General features: G+C 71.2%; 12 protein-coding genes and 2 pseudogenes. 12 read left to right on the top strand and 2 right to left on the bottom strand.

Annotated features, from left to right (window positions below; all coding sequences use genetic code 11):
- Positions 1 to 86 precede the first annotated feature (86 nt).
- From OG230_RS22605 to OG230_RS22615, 3 genes are all read left to right on the top strand, one after another.
- Positions 87 to 980: a S1 family peptidase gene (locus OG230_RS22605; RefSeq protein ID WP_328905533.1), complete on the top strand. Its 894-nt coding sequence runs from the start codon at positions 87 to 89 to the stop codon at positions 978 to 980.
- Positions 981 to 1,094: 114 nt separating this feature from the next.
- Positions 1,095 to 1,550 (top strand): hypothetical protein, encoded by a 456-nt coding sequence (locus tag OG230_RS22610; RefSeq protein ID WP_328905534.1) that lies wholly within the window; start codon positions 1,095 to 1,097, stop codon positions 1,548 to 1,550.
- Positions 1,547 to 3,628, top strand: coding sequence for a bifunctional polysaccharide deacetylase/glycosyltransferase family 2 protein (locus OG230_RS22615; RefSeq protein ID WP_328905535.1), 2,082 nt, complete (start codon positions 1,547 to 1,549; stop codon positions 3,626 to 3,628). The genes OG230_RS22610 and OG230_RS22615 overlap by 4 nt, the downstream gene beginning before the upstream one ends.
- Positions 3,629 to 3,673: 45 nt before the next feature.
- Here OG230_RS22615 and OG230_RS22620 read toward each other — a convergent pair whose 3' ends face one another.
- Positions 3,674 to 5,296: an N-acyl-D-amino-acid deacylase family protein gene (locus OG230_RS22620; protein WP_328905536.1), complete on the bottom strand. Its 1,623-nt coding sequence runs from the start codon at positions 5,294 to 5,296 to the stop codon at positions 3,674 to 3,676.
- Positions 5,297 to 5,339: 43 nt separating this feature from the next.
- Positions 5,340 to 6,626, bottom strand: a complete 1,287-nt coding sequence (locus OG230_RS22625; protein ID WP_328905537.1) for an alanine racemase — start codon at positions 6,624 to 6,626, stop codon at positions 5,340 to 5,342.
- A 137-nt stretch (positions 6,627 to 6,763) separates the two neighbouring features.
- Between OG230_RS22625 and OG230_RS22630 the strand changes: the two genes are divergently transcribed.
- From OG230_RS22630 to OG230_RS22670, 9 genes and pseudogenes are all read left to right on the top strand, one after another.
- Entirely contained in the window at positions 6,764 to 7,846 is a 1,083-nt protein-coding gene (locus OG230_RS22630; protein WP_328905538.1) for a sugar kinase, read from the top strand.
- Positions 7,843 to 8,601, top strand: coding sequence for an IclR family transcriptional regulator (locus OG230_RS22635; RefSeq protein ID WP_328905539.1), 759 nt, complete (start codon positions 7,843 to 7,845; stop codon positions 8,599 to 8,601). The genes OG230_RS22630 and OG230_RS22635 overlap by 4 nt, the downstream gene beginning before the upstream one ends.
- A gap of 6 nt (positions 8,602 to 8,607) precedes the next feature.
- On the top strand, positions 8,608 to 9,018 hold the full coding sequence (locus OG230_RS22640) for a RidA family protein (RefSeq protein ID WP_328905540.1): 411 nt from the start codon (positions 8,608 to 8,610) through the stop codon (positions 9,016 to 9,018).
- Between the two features lie 129 nt (positions 9,019 to 9,147).
- Positions 9,148 to 10,623: a GntP family permease gene (locus OG230_RS22645; RefSeq protein WP_328905541.1), complete on the top strand. Its 1,476-nt coding sequence runs from the start codon at positions 9,148 to 9,150 to the stop codon at positions 10,621 to 10,623.
- A gap of 329 nt (positions 10,624 to 10,952) precedes the next feature.
- Positions 10,953 to 12,482, top strand: coding sequence for an endo-1,4-beta-xylanase (locus OG230_RS22650; RefSeq protein WP_328905542.1), 1,530 nt, complete (start codon positions 10,953 to 10,955; stop codon positions 12,480 to 12,482).
- Between the two features lie 119 nt (positions 12,483 to 12,601).
- Positions 12,602 to 15,346 (top strand): glycoside hydrolase family 48 protein, encoded by a 2,745-nt coding sequence (locus OG230_RS22655; RefSeq protein ID WP_328911497.1) that lies wholly within the window; start codon positions 12,602 to 12,604, stop codon positions 15,344 to 15,346.
- A 227-nt stretch (positions 15,347 to 15,573) separates the two neighbouring features.
- Positions 15,574 to 16,089 (top strand): annotated as a pseudogene (locus tag OG230_RS22660) (GH12 family glycosyl hydrolase domain-containing protein); the annotation flags it as partial.
- A gap of 75 nt (positions 16,090 to 16,164) precedes the next feature.
- Positions 16,165 to 16,926 (top strand): annotated as a pseudogene (locus OG230_RS22665) (cellulose binding domain-containing protein); the annotation flags it as partial.
- An 80-nt stretch (positions 16,927 to 17,006) separates the two neighbouring features.
- The gene (locus tag OG230_RS22670) at positions 17,007 to 19,118 is read left to right on the top strand and encodes a glycoside hydrolase family 6 protein (protein ID WP_328905543.1); all 2,112 of its coding nucleotides are present in this window, start codon (positions 17,007 to 17,009) and stop codon (positions 19,116 to 19,118) included.
- Positions 19,119 to 19,183: the final 65 nt, after the last annotated feature.

Consider the following 19,183-nt stretch of genomic DNA (forward strand, 5'->3'; position numbering starts at 1 on the left):
GTGGGGACCTCTCGCATGCGCCACCATGCGCATGTCAAAAAACCGGAAAAACTCCGGTCACAGAGGTCACTTGAGGGGACCCCCACATGAAAAAGCCTCTCGTCGGCGCACTTTTCACCGTCCTGCTCCTCGGGGCGGGCATCGCACCCGCGACCGCGGCCACCAGTCGCGAAGCGGCAGCGCCCGGCACGGCGACGGTCGCGGCGGATTCGAGCAGGGCCGCGGCCGTGGCGAAAGCACGGCCCAAGGCGATCGGCTTCGCAGGGACGGTCGCGCTCAGCAACTGTTCCGGTTCCGTCGTCCGCACGCCGAGCTCCCAGGCGACCGACCCCGCACTCGTGCTCTCCAACGGGCACTGCATGGAGTCCGGCTTTCCCGGCCCTGGCGAGGTCGTGATCGACCAGCCGTCCACCCGCAGTTTCACTCTGCTGAACGCCGCGGGCACCGGCGTCGGCACGCTGCGCGCGAGCAAGATCGCGTACGGGACGATGACGGACACCGATGTCTCGCTGTACGAGCTCACCAGCACCTACGCCCAGATAGAGAGCGCCTACGGCATCAAGGCGCTGGAACTCAACGCCGCCCACCCGGTGCAGGGCACCGCGATCACGGTCGTGTCCGGGTACTGGAAGCGGACGTACAGCTGCAGTATCGACGGCTTCGCCTACCGCCTCAAGGAGGGGCTGTGGACCTGGAAGGATTCGGTCCGCTACACCTCCGCCTGCAAGACGATCGGCGGCACGTCCGGCTCCCCGGTGATCGACAACGCGACCGGCAAGGTCGTCGCCGTGAACAACACGGGCAATGAGGACGGGCAGGAGTGCACGGACAACAATCCGTGCGAGGTCGACGAGTCCGGCAACGTGACCGTTCGCCAGGGCATCAACTACGCCCAGCAGACCTACGGCATCGTGCCGTGCGTCGGCGTCGGCAACAAGATCGACCTGGGCCGTGAAGGGTGCGCCCTGCCCAAGCCGTAGCGTCCGCGGCGAGCCCCGGCAGTCGGAGTCCCGCAACCGGAGCTGTCCGGTGGAATGTGCTGGTATCGGAGTTCGCTTTCTGGTGGAGGGTCGCGCTCCGTACAATCCCCGGCCATGGGTCACCGGAGTGAGCAGAGCAGCGCGGTATTCGTCGACGCCTCCGGGCGACGCAGCCGTTTCGTGAAGTACGCGGCTGCGTTGCTCGGCGTCTCCTGCGTTCTGTTCCTCGGAGCCGTCGTGGCGGGACTGTCCGGCTCCGGTCCGGCGGGCGGTTCGCTGCCCTGGAGCGGAAACAACGGCGGGAATCCGCCCGTGCGCGCCGAGCACTCGCCGACGCCGACCGGCTCTCCGAGCCGGAAGCCGTCGGCCGTCCCGGCGGCGGCCGACAAGGGCGCCGCCGAGTCCGCGACGCCGGCTCCCAGCCCGTCGGTCACGAGCTCCGCCCCGGCTTCCGGTCCCGCGCCGACCCCGGCCACGTCATCCGCTCCGGCGCCCGGCAACGGCACCGGGAGCGAGGGCCGTGGCACCCCGGCCGAACCCGCCGCGACCGGCAAGGGGAGGAAGCCGTGACCAGGCACGCGCAGCGCCGTGAGCCGAAAGCCCACTGGGTCCTGCTGACACTGACGCTGGCCGCCGCCGCCACCGCGCTCCTGTTCAGCGGGTACGGCCGTCACGAGATAGCCCCGGCCTCCGGCGCCTCCGCCTGCGCCGCCCCCGCGCAGGCCCCGTACGTCGGCGGCCCCGTCGTCCGCCTGGATCCGAAGACCGGTGGGGTCAGGGCCTCCGAGATGCAGCCGGGCAACGTCGCCCTCACCTACGACGGCGGTCCGGACCCGGCCTGGACCCCGCGCCTGCTGGACCTGCTCCGCGAGCACCGGGCGCGGGCCACCTTCTTCCTCACCGGCACCGAGGCCGCCGCCCACCCGGACCTCGTACGCCGGATCAGGGGCGAGGGCCACGAGATCGGCTCCCACACCTACACGGACGCCGACCTCGGCCGGGTGTCCGGCATCCGTGCGGGCCTCGAACTCTCCCTCACCGAGAACGCCTTCGCCGGAACCGCGGGCGTCGGCACCCCGCTGCTGCGCCTGCCGCACACGACCACCGCCAAGAAGCTCTGCGGCGAGCAGTGGCAGGCCGCGCGCACGGCCGTCCTCGACGGCTACGTGGTGGTCACCGCGGACGACCCCGGGCGGGGCGCGGAGCGCGGCGCCCTGCGGCAGTTCACCGGCTCCGCCGAGGCCGTCACCGAGACCGCGGAGCTCCTGCGCGCGGGCGCCGGGGACGAGCTGACGTACACGACGGTCAGCCGGGGCCTCGGCCAGCCCTCGGCGATGTACGAGGTGTCCGTCCTCTCCGAGTGGAAGGGCTCCGCGGTCGTCCTGGCGCAGCGGCTGTCCCGTGCCTTCGCCGACGCGATGACCGGACTGCTCGTGGTGGCCGGGGTGCTCACGGTGCTGCGGCTCGTCCTGCTGCTCACCGTCGCCCGGATGCACGTGGCGCGGGTGCGCGCGAAGCGGAGCAGGCGCCGGGGCGCCCCGCGCGTGCCTCCGCTCACCGATCCGGTCTCGGTGATCGTCCCCGCGTACAACGAGGAGGCGGGGATCGAGGCGACCGTACGCTCGCTGCTCGCCTCCACCCATGAGTACGTGCAGGTCATCGTGGTGGACGACGGTTCCACCGACCGTACGTACGAGATCGCCGAGTCGATCCCCGACTCCCGTGTGATGGTGGTCCGCCAGCCCAACGGGGGCAAGGCGAGCGCGCTCAACACCGGTCTGGCCTGGGCCCACTTCGACATCGTCGTGATGATCGACGGCGACACGGTCTTCGAGCCCGAGGCGATCCGCAACCTGATCCAGCCGCTTTCCGACCCGCGCGTGGGCGCGGTCAGCGGCAACACGAAGGTCGGCAACCGGCAGGGAATCCTGGGCCGTTGGCAGCACCTCGAATACGTCATCGGCTTCAATCTCGACCGCCGCATGTTCGACGTCATGGAGTGCATGCCGACCGTGCCCGGCGCGATCGGCGCGTTCCGCCGGGACGCGCTGATGGGCGTCGGTGGTGTCAGCGACGCCACGCTCGCCGAGGACACCGACCTCACGATGGCGCTCGGCCGGGCCGGCTGGCGGGTGGTCTACGAGGAGTCCGCCATCGCCTGGACCGAGGCGCCGTCCTCCGTCCGCCAGCTGTGGAAGCAGCGCTACCGCTGGTGCTACGGCACCCTCCAGGCGATGTGGAAGCACCGCCGCGCCCTGGTCGAGCGTGGCCCCGGCGGCAAACTGGGGCGGCGCGGGCTGACCTATCTGGCGCTCTTCCAGACGGTGCTTCCGCTGCTCGCCCCGCTGGTCGACGTGTTCGCGCTGTACGGGCTGCTCTTCCGCGACGCGGGACAGTCGGCGCTGGTGTGGCTCGGCTTCACCGCCGTCCAGGTCTTCTGCGCGGTGTACGCGCTGCGACTGGACCGGGAGAAGTTCGAGCCGCTCTGGACGCTGCCGCTCCAGATCTTCGTCTACCGGCAGCTGATGTACCTGGTCGTGGTCCAGTCGGTGGTCACCGCCCTGCTCGGCAACCGGCTGGGCTGGCAGCGCATGGACCGCACCGGTTCGGCGGCGGACACCTTGCAGCGCCGGCCCGTCGGCCGTTGAGCCGGCGGGCCGGGGTCGCCCTGCGCGCCGTCCTGCGCGCCGTCCTCAGCCGCCGGAGGAGCCCGGATTCCGTACGGCCCTCCCCGCCAGGACCGAGGTCCGCTTGCCGTCCTCGATGACGGGGCGGCCGTCGATGAGGACGTGCGGGATGCCCACGGGCAGGGTGCGCGGAGTGTCGAACGTGGAGCCGGCCGCCACCGTGTCCGGGTCGAAGAGGACGAGGTCCGCGCGGTAGCCCTCGCGGACCAGCCCCCGGTCGGGCAGCCGCAGCCGGGCCGCCGGGCGCGAGGTGAGGTGGGCCACGCACTCCTCCAGCGGAAGGACGCCCAGCTCCCTCACGTACCGCCCCAGATACTGCGGGAACGTGCCGTACGCGCGGGGGTGCGGCTTGTCGCCCTGGAGGATGCCGTCGCTGCCGCCCGTGTGGACGGGGTGGCGCATGATCTGCTGGACGTTCTCCTCATGGCCCACGTGCTGGAGGATCGTCGTCCCCAGCCGGTCCTCGGTGAGCAGCCGCCGCGCGGTCACCCAGGGCTCCTCGCTCCGGAGCCGGGCCGACTCCGCGACTGTACGGCCCACGTACTCGGCCAGGTGCGGCGCGCCGACGCCGGAGATCTCGATGGTGTCCCACTCGATCGGCACCCCGTGGCAGCCGTCCGACCCCAGTACCTCCAGGTGGTGCCGGATCCGCTCCGCGCTCTCCGCCTCCGCGAGCCGGGTCAGGACCGACTCCGGTCCGCCCTCGCTCGCCCAGCTCGGCAGCATCGCGACGAGCGTGGTGCAGCCGGGGGTGTACGGGTAGGTGTCGAGCGAGATGTCGGCCCCGGCGGCGAGCGCGCCGTCCAGGAGGGCGAGGAGGTCGGGGGCCTTGCCCTTGTTCACGCCGAAGTTCATGGTGGCGTGGGCGAGATGGAGGGCGCAGCCGGCGTTCCGGGTGAGCTGGACCATCTCCTCGTACGCGGCCAGTGCTCCGGCCCCGTAACTGCGGTGGTGCGGGCAGTAGTAGCCGCCGTGCCGGGCCACCACCCGGCACAGCTCGGTGAGTTCGGCGTCGTCCGCGTACATCCCGGGGGTGTAGGTGAGTCCCGAGGACATGCCGACCGCGCCCTCGCGCATGCCCTGGTCCACCAGCTCCTTCATCCGGGCCAGTTCGGCGTCGGTGGCGGGCCGGTCGTCCCAGCCCACCGCGTACATCCGGACCGTGCCCTGGGGGATCAGGTAGGCGGCGTTGACCGCGATGCCCTGGCCCCCGAAGTTGCGGTCGAGACGGTCCAGGTACTCGCCGACCGTGCGCCAGTCGAAGTCGATGTCGCCGCCGTCGCCGTTCCAGCCGGCGATGGAGCGCCGGACCTCGGCGAGCGTGCGGTCGTCGGCCGGCGCGTACGAGAGGCCGTCCTGGCCCAGGACTTCGAGGGTGACGCCCTGGGCGGCCTTCGCGCTGTGGTCCGGGTCGCGGAGCAACGCGAGATCACTGTGCGCGTGCATGTCGATGAAGCCGGGGGAGAGGGCCAGGCCGTCGGCTTCGAGGGTGCGCGCAGCGGTGGGGCGGGGGCCGTCGCCCTCGCGGTGGATCGCGGCGATCCTGCCGTCGTCGAGGGCGACGTCGGCGCGGTAGGCGGGGGCGCCGGAGCCGTCGATGACGGTCGCGTCGCGGATGACCAGGTCCATGGAGTGCCTTTCAGGAACCGGGGGGCTCGGCCCCCCGGACCCGTCAGAAGAACGTGCGGATGTAGTCCGTGACCGTGCCGTCCGCCTCGACCAGCGGAATCAACTGCCACTTGTCGAAGCTCGTGCAGGGATGCGACAGGCCCATCCCGACCCAGTCGCCCACCTCCAGCTCCGCCTCCGGCCCGGTCTTCAGCCAGGTGTGCTGGTCCGACAGACCCGTGACCGTGACACCCGTCGCCGCGCGCACGGAACCGTCGCGTGCGGAGCGGATCACCTGCGCCTGCGGGAGGTCGAGGTCGTACGCCGCGTCCCGCTTGCCCGCGTTGAGGAACGCCTGCTCGCCGGAGGGACGCGACACCACCTGGGCCCAGAGCCGGAAGGCGGGCTGCAGTGCGCCCTCCTCCGGGACCCGGTTGAACGGGGTGATGCGCAGGTAATGGCCGTCGTCGTGCGAGACGTACGCCCCGGACCGCAGCAACTTGCATACAGGCAGGGAGAGTTCGGGGATCTCCGCGAAGACCTCGGCCACCGCGTCGAACCAGGCGCTGCCGCCCGCGCTGATCAGGATCTCCTCGGCACCGGCGAAGCGGCCCGCCCGGTCGAAGTCCGCCGCCACCGCGACGAGGCGCCGCAGCCAGGCGCGCACCCGCTCCGGGGAGGAGTCCGGTACCTCGCCCTCGTACCCGGCGACGCCCGTCAGCCGGAGGGTGGACACGGCGGCCACCGCGTCCGCGACCGCCGCGCAGTCGGCGTCCGTACGGGCGCCGGTGCGGGCACCCTCGCCCGCGCCCAGCTCCACGACCACGTCGACCGGGCGGGTGGCGCCCGCCGCGCGCAGGGCCTCGTCCATCAGCTCGACGCCGCGGACGGAGTCGACGTAACAGACGAAGTGGAAGTCCGGGTCCGCCTCCAGCTCGCGGGCCACCCAGTGCAGGGCGACCGCGTCGACGACCTCGTTGGCCAGGAAGATCCGCCGGATGCCGTAGGCCCGGTAGACCCTGGCCTGGTGGGGGACGGCCGCCGTGATGCCCCACGCGCCGCGCTCCAGCTGGTCCGCGAAGAGCTGCGGGGCCATGGAGGTCTTGCCGTGCGGGGCGAACGCCAGGCCGTGGCGGAGCGCGTACGTTTCCAGGAGGGCGAGGTTGTGCTCCACCGACTCCGCGGACAGGGCCAGCACCGGCGTCGTGAACCCGCCGGTGAAGAGGTTGCGGCGCTCGGCGGCCAGGTCGCCGACGGTCAGGCCCTCCGCGTCGGGCGGCAGTGCCTTGAAGCGGTGGTCGACCCGTTCGTCGGCGATTCCGGCCAGGGTGACCTGGTGGTCGGCGGCCAAGGGAGCCTCCTAGAGAGTTGTCGTTGCAGCATATGCAACACCCATTGCGCATATCGCTTAACGCTGTCTAACATCCGAGCCGACGCCGGGTCAATGGTGAGAACCGGCGCTGAACGCTGATCAGCGAGGAGCCCAGAGTGCCCGGACCCGGAGCAGGGACGGCTGTCCGTGCCGCCGCGACCACCGATGTCGTCTGCCTCGGAGAGTCCATGGTGACGTTCCTGCCCTCGCGGCCGGGCCGCCTCGCCGACGTACCCGAATTCGGGCGCGGGATCGGCGGCGCCGAGTCCAATGTCGCCTGCGCGCTGGCCGCGGCCGGACACCGGGCGGCCTGGGTCAGCCGGGTCGGCACGGACGGCTTCGGCGACCACCTCGTGGAGACGATCGGGGGCTACGGGGTCGACACCCGTGCCGTGCGGCGCGACCCGGACCGGCCCACCGGCATCTACTTCCGTACGGCCACCGACCGGGCGGCGGACGTCCACGAGGTGGCGTACTACCGCGCCGGGTCGGCCGCCTCCGCCATGTCCGTACGGAACATGCCGTACGAGGACGTGTTCTCCGGCCGGGTCCTGCACCTGTCCGGCATCACCGCCGCCCTGTCCGCGGACTGCCTGGAGCTGCTCCGCGATCTGACCGCGCCGCGGGAGGGCCGCCCGCTCGTCTCGTTCGACGTCAACTACCGGCCCGGGCTGTGGCGCGAGGGCGCCGCGGGTCCGGACGTCCTGCTCGACCTCGCGCGCCGCTCGGACCTCGTCTTCGTCGGGGAGGACGAGGCCGAGGAGGCGTGGGGCCTGCGGGGGGCCGAAGCGATCCGGGAGGCGCTGCCGGAACCGGGCGTGCTGGTCGTGAAGCAGGGCGCGGACGGGGCGACCGTCTTCTCCGGGCCCCGCTCCTCGAACGCCCCGGCGGCCGAGGACGCCCCCGAGTCCCCGGTCACCGTCCCCGCCCTCCGGGTGGACGTCGTCGCGCCCGTCGGTGCCGGTGACGCGTTCGCCGCCGGGTTCCTCTCCGCCACCCTGCGCGGACTCCCCGTACGCGACCGCGCACGGCACGGTCACCTGATGGCCGCCGCCGTCCTCACCGTCCCCGGCGACCTCACCGACCCCCCGGCCCGCGCCCACGCCGACCACCTTGCGGGTCTCGACGACGGCGCCTGGGGGAGACTTCGTCTCGGCCCCGGGTGGACGGGGGACGACCAGGAGGTACGCAGGACATGAGCCAGACCGTCGACCGGGCACTGAGCATCCTTCCGCTGCTCGCCCAGGGACCCGCCGACCTCGGACAGGTCGCCGAGCGGCTCGGCGTCCACAAGTCCACGGCGCTGCGCCTGCTCCGTACGCTCCACGAGCACGGACTCGTCTACCGCCAGGCCGACCAGCGCTACCGGCTGGGCGCCCGCCTCTTCGCGCTCGCGCAGGAAGCCGTCGAGAACCTCGACGTACGCGAGATCGCCCACCCCCACCTCGTCGAACTGAACGAGCAGTGCGGGCACACCGTGCACCTCGCGGTGTACGAGGAGAACGAGGTCCTCTACATCGACAAGGTCGAGAGCCGCTACCCGGTCCGGATGTACTCGCGGATCGGCAAGCCGGTCGCGATCACTGTCGCCGCGGTCGCCAAGCTGCTGCTCGCCGACCTCTCCGAGCCGGAGCGGCGTGTGATCGCCGACAAGCTCGACTACCCCATGTACACGTCCCGTTCGACCCCGAACGCGGTGGCGTTCCTCAAGGAACTCGCCGTCGTACGCGAACAGGGCTGGGCCACCGACCTCGGTGGCCACGAGGAGTCCATCAACTGCGTCGGCGCCCCCATCCGCGGCGCGGACGGCCGGATCGTCGCCGCCATGTCGGTGTCCGCGCCCAACGTGGTCGTCACACGCGAGGAACTCCTCACCCTGCTTCCGCTGGTGCGTCGCACCGCCGACACCATCAGCCGGGAGTACTCCGGCAACGCCCCCACGAAGAAAGCCTGAACTGTCATGACCGAGAAGACCGCTCTCACCCCGAGCACCCACACCGCCCCGCCCGCGAAGTTCTCGCACGGCGTGAAGAAGGGGAACATCCTCCAGGTCGCCGGCCAGGTCGGCTTCCTGCCCGCCGTGGAGGGCCAGGCGCCCACGCCCGCGGGCCCGACGCTGCGCGAGCAGACGCTCCAGACCTTCGCCAACGTCAAGGCGATCCTGGAGGAGGGCGGCGCGAGCTGGGACGACGTGATGATGATGCGCGTCTACCTCACCGACGTGGACCACTTCGCGGAGATGAACGAGATCTACAACACCTACTTCGGCGAGCAGAACCTCAAGGAGGCGCCCGCCGCCCGTACGACGGTCTACGTCGGTCTCCCCAAGGGCCTGCTCATCGAGATCGACGCGCTCGCGGTCCTCAGCTGATCCTGCCGACCCCGTTGCCCCACCGCACCACCGCACGCTCACGCCGCAACGGCACGGCGCCCCGCAGCACCGGGGCGCCGTGCCGCGCTCCGCCCTGCCCAAGCGCCCTCTCCGACCACGGAGTTACCCATGCTGCTCGCCGCCACCCCACAGCCGGCCGAGACGCCACCCCACACCGGTGGACTCCTCCTGCTGATCGACGGCACCGCCGGTCTGCTGACCGTCGCCGCCCTCGGAATCGCCCTCCTCCTCTTCCTGATCATCAAGGTCAGGCTCCAGCCGTTCGTCGCCCTGCTCGCGGTCTCCATAGCCGTCGGCCTGGGCGCCGGTCTCTCCGTCACCGAACTCTTCGGTACGGTGCAGAAATCCGCCGCCGTCTCCGTCATCGAATCGGGCATGGGCGGCATCCTCGGCCATGTGGCGATCATCATCGGCCTCGGGACGATGCTCGGCGCGATCCTCGAAGTCTCCGGCGGGGCCGAGGTGCTGAGCACCCGTCTGCTGAACCTCTTCGGAGAGAAGCGCGCCCCGCTCGCCATGGGCCTCACCGGCCTGATCTTCGGTATCCCGGTCTTCTTCGACGTCGGCATCTTCGTCCTCGCGCCGATCGTGTACGCCGCCGCCAAGCGCTCCGGAAAATCGATCCTGCTGTACGCGATGCCCCTGCTGGCCGGTCTCTCGATGACGCACGCGTTCCTGCCGCCGCACCCCGGCCCCGTCGCCGCCGCCGGACTGTTCGACGTCTCGCTCGGCTGGGTCATCCTGATGGGCGCCGTCGTCGGCATCCCGTCCGTCCTCGCCGCCTGGGTCTACGCCGCGTGGATCGGCAAGCGCATCTTCGTCGACGTCCCGCAGGACATGGTCGAGGCGGCCGAGGAGTCCAAGGCCGCCGTCGCCGCCGAGCAGCGGGCCGCCGGGGTCACCCCGCGCGAGGACCCGGTCGGGCTCATGACCGTCCTCGCGATCATCGGCACCCCGCTCGTGCTGATCCTCGCCGCGACGTTCTCCTCCATCGCGCTGGACCCCTCCACCCTTCGCTCCGTCGTCGAGTTCTTCGGCAACCCGTTCGTCGCCCTGACGATCGCGCTGTTCCTCGCGTACTACGTGCTGGGCATCCGGCGCGGCTGGTCCCGCAAGTCGCTGGAGTCGGTCTCCACGTCCTCGCTCAAGCCGGTCGGCAACATCCTGCTGGTCGTCGGCGCGGGCGGAATCTTCGGAGCCGTGCTCAAGGCCAGCGGCATCGCGGACGCGCTCGCCGACACCTTCAACGACGTCGGGCTCCCGGTCATCCTGCTCGCCTGGCTGATTTCCGTCGTGCTCCGCGTCGCACAGGGCTCGGCGACGGTCGCGATCGTGACCACGGCGGGCATCGTGGTGCCCCTGGTCGAGGGCCAGGACATGTCCCAGGCGCACCTCGCGCTGATCATCATGGCGATCTCGGCGGGCTCGATCTTCGCCTCGCACGTCAACGACGGCGGATTCTGGATGGTCAGCAAGTACTTCGGCATCTCGGAGCGCGACACCCTGAAGTCGTGGACCGTCCTGGAGACGGTCCTGTCGGTCGCCGGTTTCGTCGTTGCTGCGGCGCTCAGCCTGGTGATCTAGAAGGCGGAAGACGCAGGACGCCAGGGCGGAGAGCCCTTCGGCCGAGCATGTCCCGGACTCGCGCAAGGGGTCCGGGACATGCTTCTGCGTTGTGCGGTACGCGGCTTCAAACGCTCTGGTTCGAGCCATCCGGCGATCGCCCGGACTCCGAGCCCGCTGTGCTTTAAGTCTTGACAGGTGCGCGTCGCCACTCCACCTTGGGAGCGCTCCCACAATCAAGACTTGCACGCCCCTTTACCTCCCCCAGACATCGAGCCGCGAGTCGGGGGCCGGGTCGCAGCCGTGCGCCCGTGCCCCCTGCCCGTCCCGGCCGAGGAAGGCGATCGGCGATGAGCTTGGCGAAGCGCAGTAGGCATGGCCGCACGGCCGGGATTCCGGCACTCCTGCTCGCCGTACTTGCCGTCACCACCGCCCTGGCGGGCGGACCGGCCCAGGCGGCCGAGCCGCTTACATTGCACGAACTCGCCGCCGCCCAGGGCAAGTACGTGGGCTCGGCCACCGACAACCCGGAGCTGTCCGACGCCCCGTACGCCGCCATCCTGGGCTCCGAGTTCGGCCGGATCACCCCCGGCAACTCCATGAAGTGGGACGCCACCGAGCCGCAGCAGGGCCGGTTCACCTTCGAACGGGGCGACGCGATCACGGACTTCGCCCGGGCGCACGGGCAGGGCGTGCGCGGCCACACCCTCGTCTGGCACAGCCAGTTGCCCGGCTGGGTCGCCGCCCTGCCGCCGGAGCAGGTGGAGTCGGCCATGACGAACCACATCGCGCAGGTGGCCGGCCACTACCGGGGCGCCGTCGAGGCGTGGGACGTGGTGAACGAACCGTTCAACGAGGACGGCACGTTCCGGGCCGGCCCGTTCCTCGACGCCATGGGCAGCGACTACATCGCCACCGCGCTGCGTGCCGCGCACGCCGCGGATCCCGATGCCGATCTCTACATCAACGACTACAACACCGACGGACTCGGTGCGAAGAGCGACGGCATGTACCGCCTGGTGAGCGAGCTGGTGGCGGAGGGGGTGCCGATCGACGGAGTGGGCTTCCAGAGCCACCTGGCCGTCCAGTACGGCTTCCCCGAGGGCATGCGGCAGAACCTGCAGCGCTTCGCGGACCTCGGACTCGACGTCGCCGTCACCGAACTCGACGTCCGTATGCAGCTGCCCGCCGACCCGGCGAAGCTCGCCACGCAGGCCGGCTACTACCAGCGCGTCTTCGAGGCATGCCTGGCGGTGACGCGGTGCGAGGGCGTCACGGTGTGGGACTACACGGACAAGTACTCCTGGGTCCCCGGCGCCTTCCCCGGGCAGGGCGCGGCCACCCTCTACGACGAGAACCTCCTGCCGAAGCCCGTGTACGGGACCGTCCGCACGGCGCTCGGGGGCGACGACGGCGGTGGCGGCGGACCGGGCACCCTCAAGGCGCAGTACAGGACTCAGGACCAGGCCACCGGTGACAACCAGATCAAGCCGGTGCTGAACCTGGTGAACACCGGTGACACACCGGTGGATCTGTCCACCGTGACGGTGCGCTACTGGTTCAGCGGCGAGGCGGGCGCGGCCTCGTACACCACCTGGTGCGACTGGTCGCCCCTCGGCTGCGGCACCGTCACCCACCGCGTCGTCGCGGCAGACACCCCGAAGGCCGGCGCCGACCACCACCTCGACGTCGGCTTCACCGGCGGCACTCTCGCCCCGGGAGCCGCCACGGGCGACATCCAGCTGCGGCTGAACAAGACCGACTGGTCGAACTTCGACGAGGCCGACGACTACAGCCGCGGCACCGGCACCTCGTACACCGACGCCCCGAAGATCGCCGTCCACATCGGCGGCGCGCTCGCCTGGGGCATCGAACCCTGACCGGTACCCCGTCCCGCACCACCACCTCCTCACCCCTCCCGCACGCCCCCACGACACCCGCATCCGGAGGATTTGTGTCGATATCACGGAGAACGTTCAGCAGTGCGTTGAGCGGCAGCCTGATCGCGCTGGGCCTCACCCAGGGCACCGCGATCGCCGCCCCCGCCGCCCAGGCGGCGGAGGGCGCCCGCGCCGCCGCGGCCGACGACCCGTACACCCAGGCGTTCCTCACCCAGTACGCCAAGATCAAGGCGGCGGCCAACGGCTACTTCAGCCCGGACGGCCTGCCGTACCACTCGGTCGAGACGCTGCTCGTCGAGGCACCGGACCACGGCCACGAGACCACGTCGGAGACCGTCAGCTTCTGGATGTGGCTGGAGGCGGCGTACGGGCGGGTGACGGGGGACTGGGCCCCCTTCAACGAGGCGTGGACGGTGGCCGAGCGGACGATCATCCCGCCGCACGCCGACCAGTCGACCAGCGGCTCGTACAGCCCGGGTGCCCCCGCGACCTATGCACCGGAACATCCGCTCCCCGACGACTACCCGTCCGCCCTGGACCCCTCGGTCCCGGTCGGCTCCGACCCCATTGCCACCGAACTGGCCGCGTCCTACGGCACGATGGACGTCTACGGCATGCACTGGCTGATGGACCTGGACAACATCTACGGCTACGGCAACAAGCCCGGCACCGGTGGCGAGTCGGGACCCGGCCCCGGGCCCTCGTACCTCAACACCTACCAGCGCGGCGCGCAGGAGTCGGTGTGGGAGACCATTCCGCAGCCCACCACCGATCTCTTCGCCTACGGCGGGCCCAACGGCTATCTGGACCTGTTCGTCGACGACGCGAGCTACGCCAAGCAGTGGAAGTACACCAACGCGCCGGACGCCGACGCCCGCGCGGTCCAGGCCGCCTACTGGGCCTACCGCTGGGCCTCGGCGCAGGGCAAGGAGGGCCAGGTCGCGGCCTCGGTGGCGAAGGCCGCCAAGATGGGCGACTACCTCCGCTACTCCATGTTCGACAAGTACTTCAAGCGGATCGGCGACTGCACCGACCCCGACTCCTGCCCGGCGGCGTCCGGCCGTGACTCCCAGCACTACCTGCTGTCCTGGTACTACGCCTGGGGCGGCGCCGCCGCGGGCAGCGGCGGCGGATGGGCCTGGCGCATCGGTGACGGAGCCGCCCACCAGGGCTACCAGAACCCCCTCGCCGCCTGGGCGCTGGGCAACGTCCCCGCGCTGACCCCCAAGTCGGCCACCGCCAAGGGCGACTGGGTCAAGAGCCTGACCCGGCAGATGGAGTTCCTGCGCTGGCTCCAGTCCGCCGAGGGAGCCCTCGCGGGCGGCTGCACCAACAGCTGGGACGGCCAGTACGGGACTCCGCCGGCCGGTACGCCCACCTTCTACGGCATGGCCTACGACTGGCAGCCGGTCTACCACGACCCCCCGAGCAACAACTGGTTCGGCTTCCAGGTGTGGGGCATGGAGCGGGTCGCCGCGTACTACTACGTCACCGGCAACGCCACCGCCGAAGCCGTGCTGGACAAGTGGGTCGCCTGGGCATCCGCCCAGACGACGGTCGGATCGGACGGCAGCTACCGCTTCCCCTCCACCCTGCGCTGGACCGGTCAGCCGGACACCTGGAACCCGGCCTCCCCGGGGAGCAACTCCGGGCTGCACGTCTCGGTCGTGGACTACGCCAACGACGTCGGTGTGGGCGCCGCGTACGTCAAGACGCTCACCTACTACGCCGCGAAGTCGGGCGACGAGGACGCGGGAGCGCTGGCCAAGGCCCTGCTGGACGCCATGGCGCTGCACGCCGACGACAAGGGCATCGCGGTGCCGGAGACCCGGGCCGACTACAACCGGTTCGACGACACGGTGTTCGTACCCGGCGGCTGGTCGGGCGAGATGCCCAACGGCGACGTCGTCGAGCCGGGCGTCAGCTTCATCGGGATGCGCTCCTGGTACAAGGAGGACCCGGACTGGCCGAAGGTCCAGGCATACCTGGACGGCGGCCCCGCGCCCACCTTCACCTACCACCGCTTCTGGGCCCAGGCGGCGCTCGCGCTGGCCTTCGCGATCTACGCGGAGCTCCTGGTGGAAGGGGGCGGCGGCTCAGACACCGAACCGCCGTCCGTCCCCGCCGGACTCGCGGTGACCGCCACGACCGGGAGCAGCGTCTCCCTGTCGTGGTCGGCCTCGACCGACAACGTGGCCGTGACCGGCTACGACGTCTACCGCAACGGAAGTCTGGCCGGGAACGCGACGACGCGGACCTTCACCGACCAGGGCCTCGGCGCGGCCACCGAGTACAGCTACGCGGTGGCGGCGCGGGACGCCGCGGGCAACACCTCGGCGCTGTCCGCCGCCGTGACGGCCACCACGAAGCCGGGCAGCGGCGGCACCGGCACGGTGAAGGTCCAGTACAAGAACACCGACTCCTCCGCGGGCGACAACCAGATCAGGATGGGTCTGCAACTGCTCAACACCGGCAGCGCCCCGGTGGATCTGTCCACGGTGAAGCTGCGTTACTGGTTCACCCCGGAGACGGGGGCCGGCACCTTCAGCACCTGGTGCGACTACGCAGCCCTCGGCGCATCGACGATCGCCCACACGGTGGTCCAGGTCAGCAGCCCCAAGACCGGCGCGAGCCGGTACCTGGAGGTCGGCTTCACCGGCGGGGCGGGCAGCCTGGCCGCCGGAGCCTCCACCGGGGAGATCCAGCTGCGGCTGAACAAGACCGACTGGTCGAACTTCGGCGAGGCCGACGACTACAGCCGGGGCACCAACACCACCTACGCGGACGCCCCCAAGGTCGCGGCCTATGTGGGCGGCGCCCTCGCGTGGGGGATGGAGCCGTGAGCGGCCGTGGCACACGCAGGACGCCGGCCGTGCTCCGTCGTCGCCGGGCCCCGGCCCTCGCCGGGGCCGCCGCGGCACTGCTTCTCTCCGTGGCCTCGCTGATCACCGGCGCCACGCCCGCGGCGGCGGCACCGGTGACCGACTGCACGCAGTGGGGGACCACCGAGCTGCAGGGCGGCACCTACCTCTACCAGCAGAACGAGTGGAACTCGACGGCCCGCCAGTGTGTGAGCGTCGACCCCGCGACGGGGGCCTGGAGCGTCACGGAGGCATCCTTCGCACTCCCGACGAACGGCGCCCCCGCCACGTACCCGTCCAGTTACAAGGGCTGCCACTGGGGCGTCTGCACGGCGGACAGCGGACTGCCCGTGCGGGTGAACGAGCTGGGCAGCGCGCGTACCTCCTGGTCGACGACGCAGGTGTCCTCGGGCGCGTACAACGCCTCGATGGACCTCTGGTTCGACTCGGCGCCGGTCACGGACGGCCAGCCCGACGGCACGGAGGTGATGATCTGGATGAACCACCGCGGTGGGGTCCAGCCCATCGGCTCGCGCACCGCCACCGTGCAGCTCGACGGCCGGTCCTGGGACGTCTGGACGGGGCCCGGGGCCTCGGGCTGGAAGGTCATCTCGTACGTACTGCAGGGCGGCGCCACCGAGTTCGCCGACCTCGACGTGAAGGACCTGATCATCGACGCCGTGTCACGCGGCCAGATCGACCCCGCGCACTATCTGATCGACGCGGAGGCGGGTTTCGAGATCTGGCAGGGCGGCCAGGGACTCGGCACGAACAGCTTCTCCTTCACGGCGGGTACGGAGGGAGGCGGCGAGGACGACAACCGGGCGCCCTCGGTCCCCGCGGGGGTCGGTGTCACCGGGACGAGCAGCAGCAGCGCCTCGCTGTCGTGGACGGCGTCGACGGACGACACGGGCGTCGTGGCGTACGACGTGTACCGGGCCGGCCGACTCGCGGGCTCCACGGCCTCGACCGCCTTCACCGACACCGGGCTGTCCGCCTCGGCCTCGTACGGCTACACCGTGCGCGCCAGGGACGCGGCGGGGAACACCTCGGCGGCCTCCGCACCCGTCACGGCGGTCACGAAGGAGGAGAGCGGCGGCGGGACCGGCGCGCTGAAGGCGCAGTACAGGAACAACGACTCCTCGCCCGGCGACAACCAGATCAGGCCCGCCCTGCGGCTGGTGAACACCGGAACGGCGGCGGTGGACCTGTCCGACGTCACCGTCCGCTACTGGTTCAGCGGCGAGTCCGGCGCGAGCACCTACAGCACCTGGTGCGACTGGGCCGTCATCGGCTGCGGCGGTCTCACCCACCGCGTGGCCACGGCGGGCGCCGCGGTCCCGGGCGCCGACCACTACCTGGAGGCCGGCTTCACCGGCGCCGCGGGCAGCCTGGCCGCCGGAGCCTCCACCGGAGAGATCCAGCTGCGCCTCAACAAGACCGACTGGTCGAACTTCGACGAGGCCGACGACTACAGCCGGGGCACCGACACCACCTACGCGGACGCACCCGAGGTAGCGGTCTACGTCGACGGCGCCCTGGCCTGGGGCACCGCGCCCTGAGCCCCGCCCCGGAACCGCGACACCCCCATGAACCCGTCCGCGGGAGCCCCGCGGACGATCGAAAGGAGCACGGAGCCGCAATGAAGATACGAGGCACCACTCTGCCCACGCTGCGCCGGAAGGCCGCCGCGCTGTCGGCCCTGGCACTCGGAGCGGCGCTGGTCGTGGCCGTCCCGGCCCCGGCCTCGGCCGCAGCCCGCGTCGACAACCCCTACTCCGGAGCCACCGCCTACGTGAACCCGCAGTGGTCCGCCAAGGCCGCGGCCGAGCCGGGCGGCAGCGCCATCGCGGACGAGCCCGCGTTCGTCTGGATGGACCGCATCGCGGCCATCGAGGGCGTGGGCGACGCGATGAGCCTGCGCGAGCACCTCGACGAGGCCCTCGACCAGGGAGCGGACCTCTTCCAGGTGGTCATCTACGACCTGCCCGGACGCGACTGCGCCGCCCTGGCCTCCAACGGCGAGCTCGGCCCCACCGAGCTGCCCCGCTACAAGACCGAGTACATCGACCCGATCGCCGACATCCTCGCCGACCCCGCCTACGCGAGCCTGCGCATCGTCACCATCATCGAACCCGACTCGCTGCCCAACATCGTCACCAACGCCAGTGGTGAGGCCGGTGCCACGCCCGAGTGCGCGGTGATGAAGGCGAACGGCAACTACGAGAAGGGCGTCGGCTACGCGCTGCACACCCTGGGTGCCATCCCCAACGTCTACAACTACGTCGATGCCGGGCACCACGGCTGGCTGGGCTGGGACACCAACTTCGTCCCGGCGGCCCAGGAGTTCAAGAAGGCGGCCACGTCGGAGGGCGCCACGGTCGCGGACGTCCACGGCTTCATCGTCAACACGGCCAACTACTCGGCTCTGAAGGAGCCGAACTTCAAGGTCACCGACACCGTGAACGGCACCACGGTCCGTCAGTCCAAGTGGGTCGACTGGAACTACTACGTCGACGAACTGACCTTCGCGCAGGGGCTGCGCACGGAGCTGGTCCGCCAGGGCTTCGCCTCGGACCTCGGCATGCTGATCGACACGGCCCGCAACGGCTGGGGCGGCGCCGACCGGCCCACCGCCGCCGGTCCGCTGACCAGCGTGGACACCTACGTCAACGGAGGCCGCATCGACCGGCGCATCCACGCGGGCAACTGGTGCAACCAGTCCGGCGCCGGCATCGGCGAGCGGCCCACCACCGCCCCCGAGCCCGGCATCGACGCGTACGTCTGGGCCAAGCCCCCGGGCGAGTCGGACGGCAACAGCCAGCCCGTCGAGAACGACGAGGGCAAGGGCTTCGACCGGATGTGCGACCCGACGTACACGGGCAACGGACGCAACGGCAACAACCTGACCGGCGCCCTGCCCAACTCGCCGCTCGCCGGCCACTGGTTCTCGGCCCAGTTCCAGGAGCTCGTACGCAACGCCTACCCGCCGCTGGACGGCGGCGGCGGTGGAGACACCCAGGCACCGTCCGTGCCCACGGGGCTGACGGTGACGGGGAAGACGAGCGGCAGCGTCTCGCTGTCCTGGACGGCCTCGACGGACAACACCGCGGTGACCGCGTACACCGTGTTCCGCGGCAGCACCCAGGTGGGCACCGCGACGTCGACGTCCTTCACGGACACGGGCCTGACGGCCTCGACTGCGTACAGCTACACGGTCAGGGCGCGGGACGCGGCCGGCAACGTCTCGGCGGCCTCCGCCGCCGTCGCGGCCACGACGGAGCCGGGCGGCTCCACCGGGAGCGGCAACGTCAAGGTGCAGTACAAGAACACCGACTCCTCGGCCACCGACAACCAGATCCGGATGAACGTGCAGCTGCTCAACACGGGCAGCACCGCGGTGAACCTGTCCACGGTGAAGGTGCGCTACTGGTTCACCCCCGAAGCGGGAGCGAGCACCTTCAGCACGTACGTGGACTACGCGGCCATCGGCTCCGGCAACGTGACGCACGGCGTGACGTCCTCCGGCAGCGCGGGCGCCGGGGCCAGCCACTACCTGGAGGTCGGCTTCGGCAGCGGCACCCTGGCGGCGGGGGCCTCCACCGGAGACATCCAGCTGCGCCTGAACAAGACCGACTGGTCGAACTTCAACGAGGCCGACGACTACAGCCGCGGAACCAACACCGGCTACGCCGACGCGCCGAAGATCGCCGTGTACGTGGGCGGCACCCTCGCCTGGGGCACCACTCCCTGACCCGGAACGCCACCGCCCCCTGCCGGGCTTCCGGCAGGGGGCGGTGCACACCCCCTTGTGCGAAG

It is taken from the genome of Streptomyces sp. NBC_00234 (assembly GCF_036195325.1).
Classification (GTDB): Bacteria; Actinomycetota; Actinomycetes; order Streptomycetales; family Streptomycetaceae; genus Streptomyces.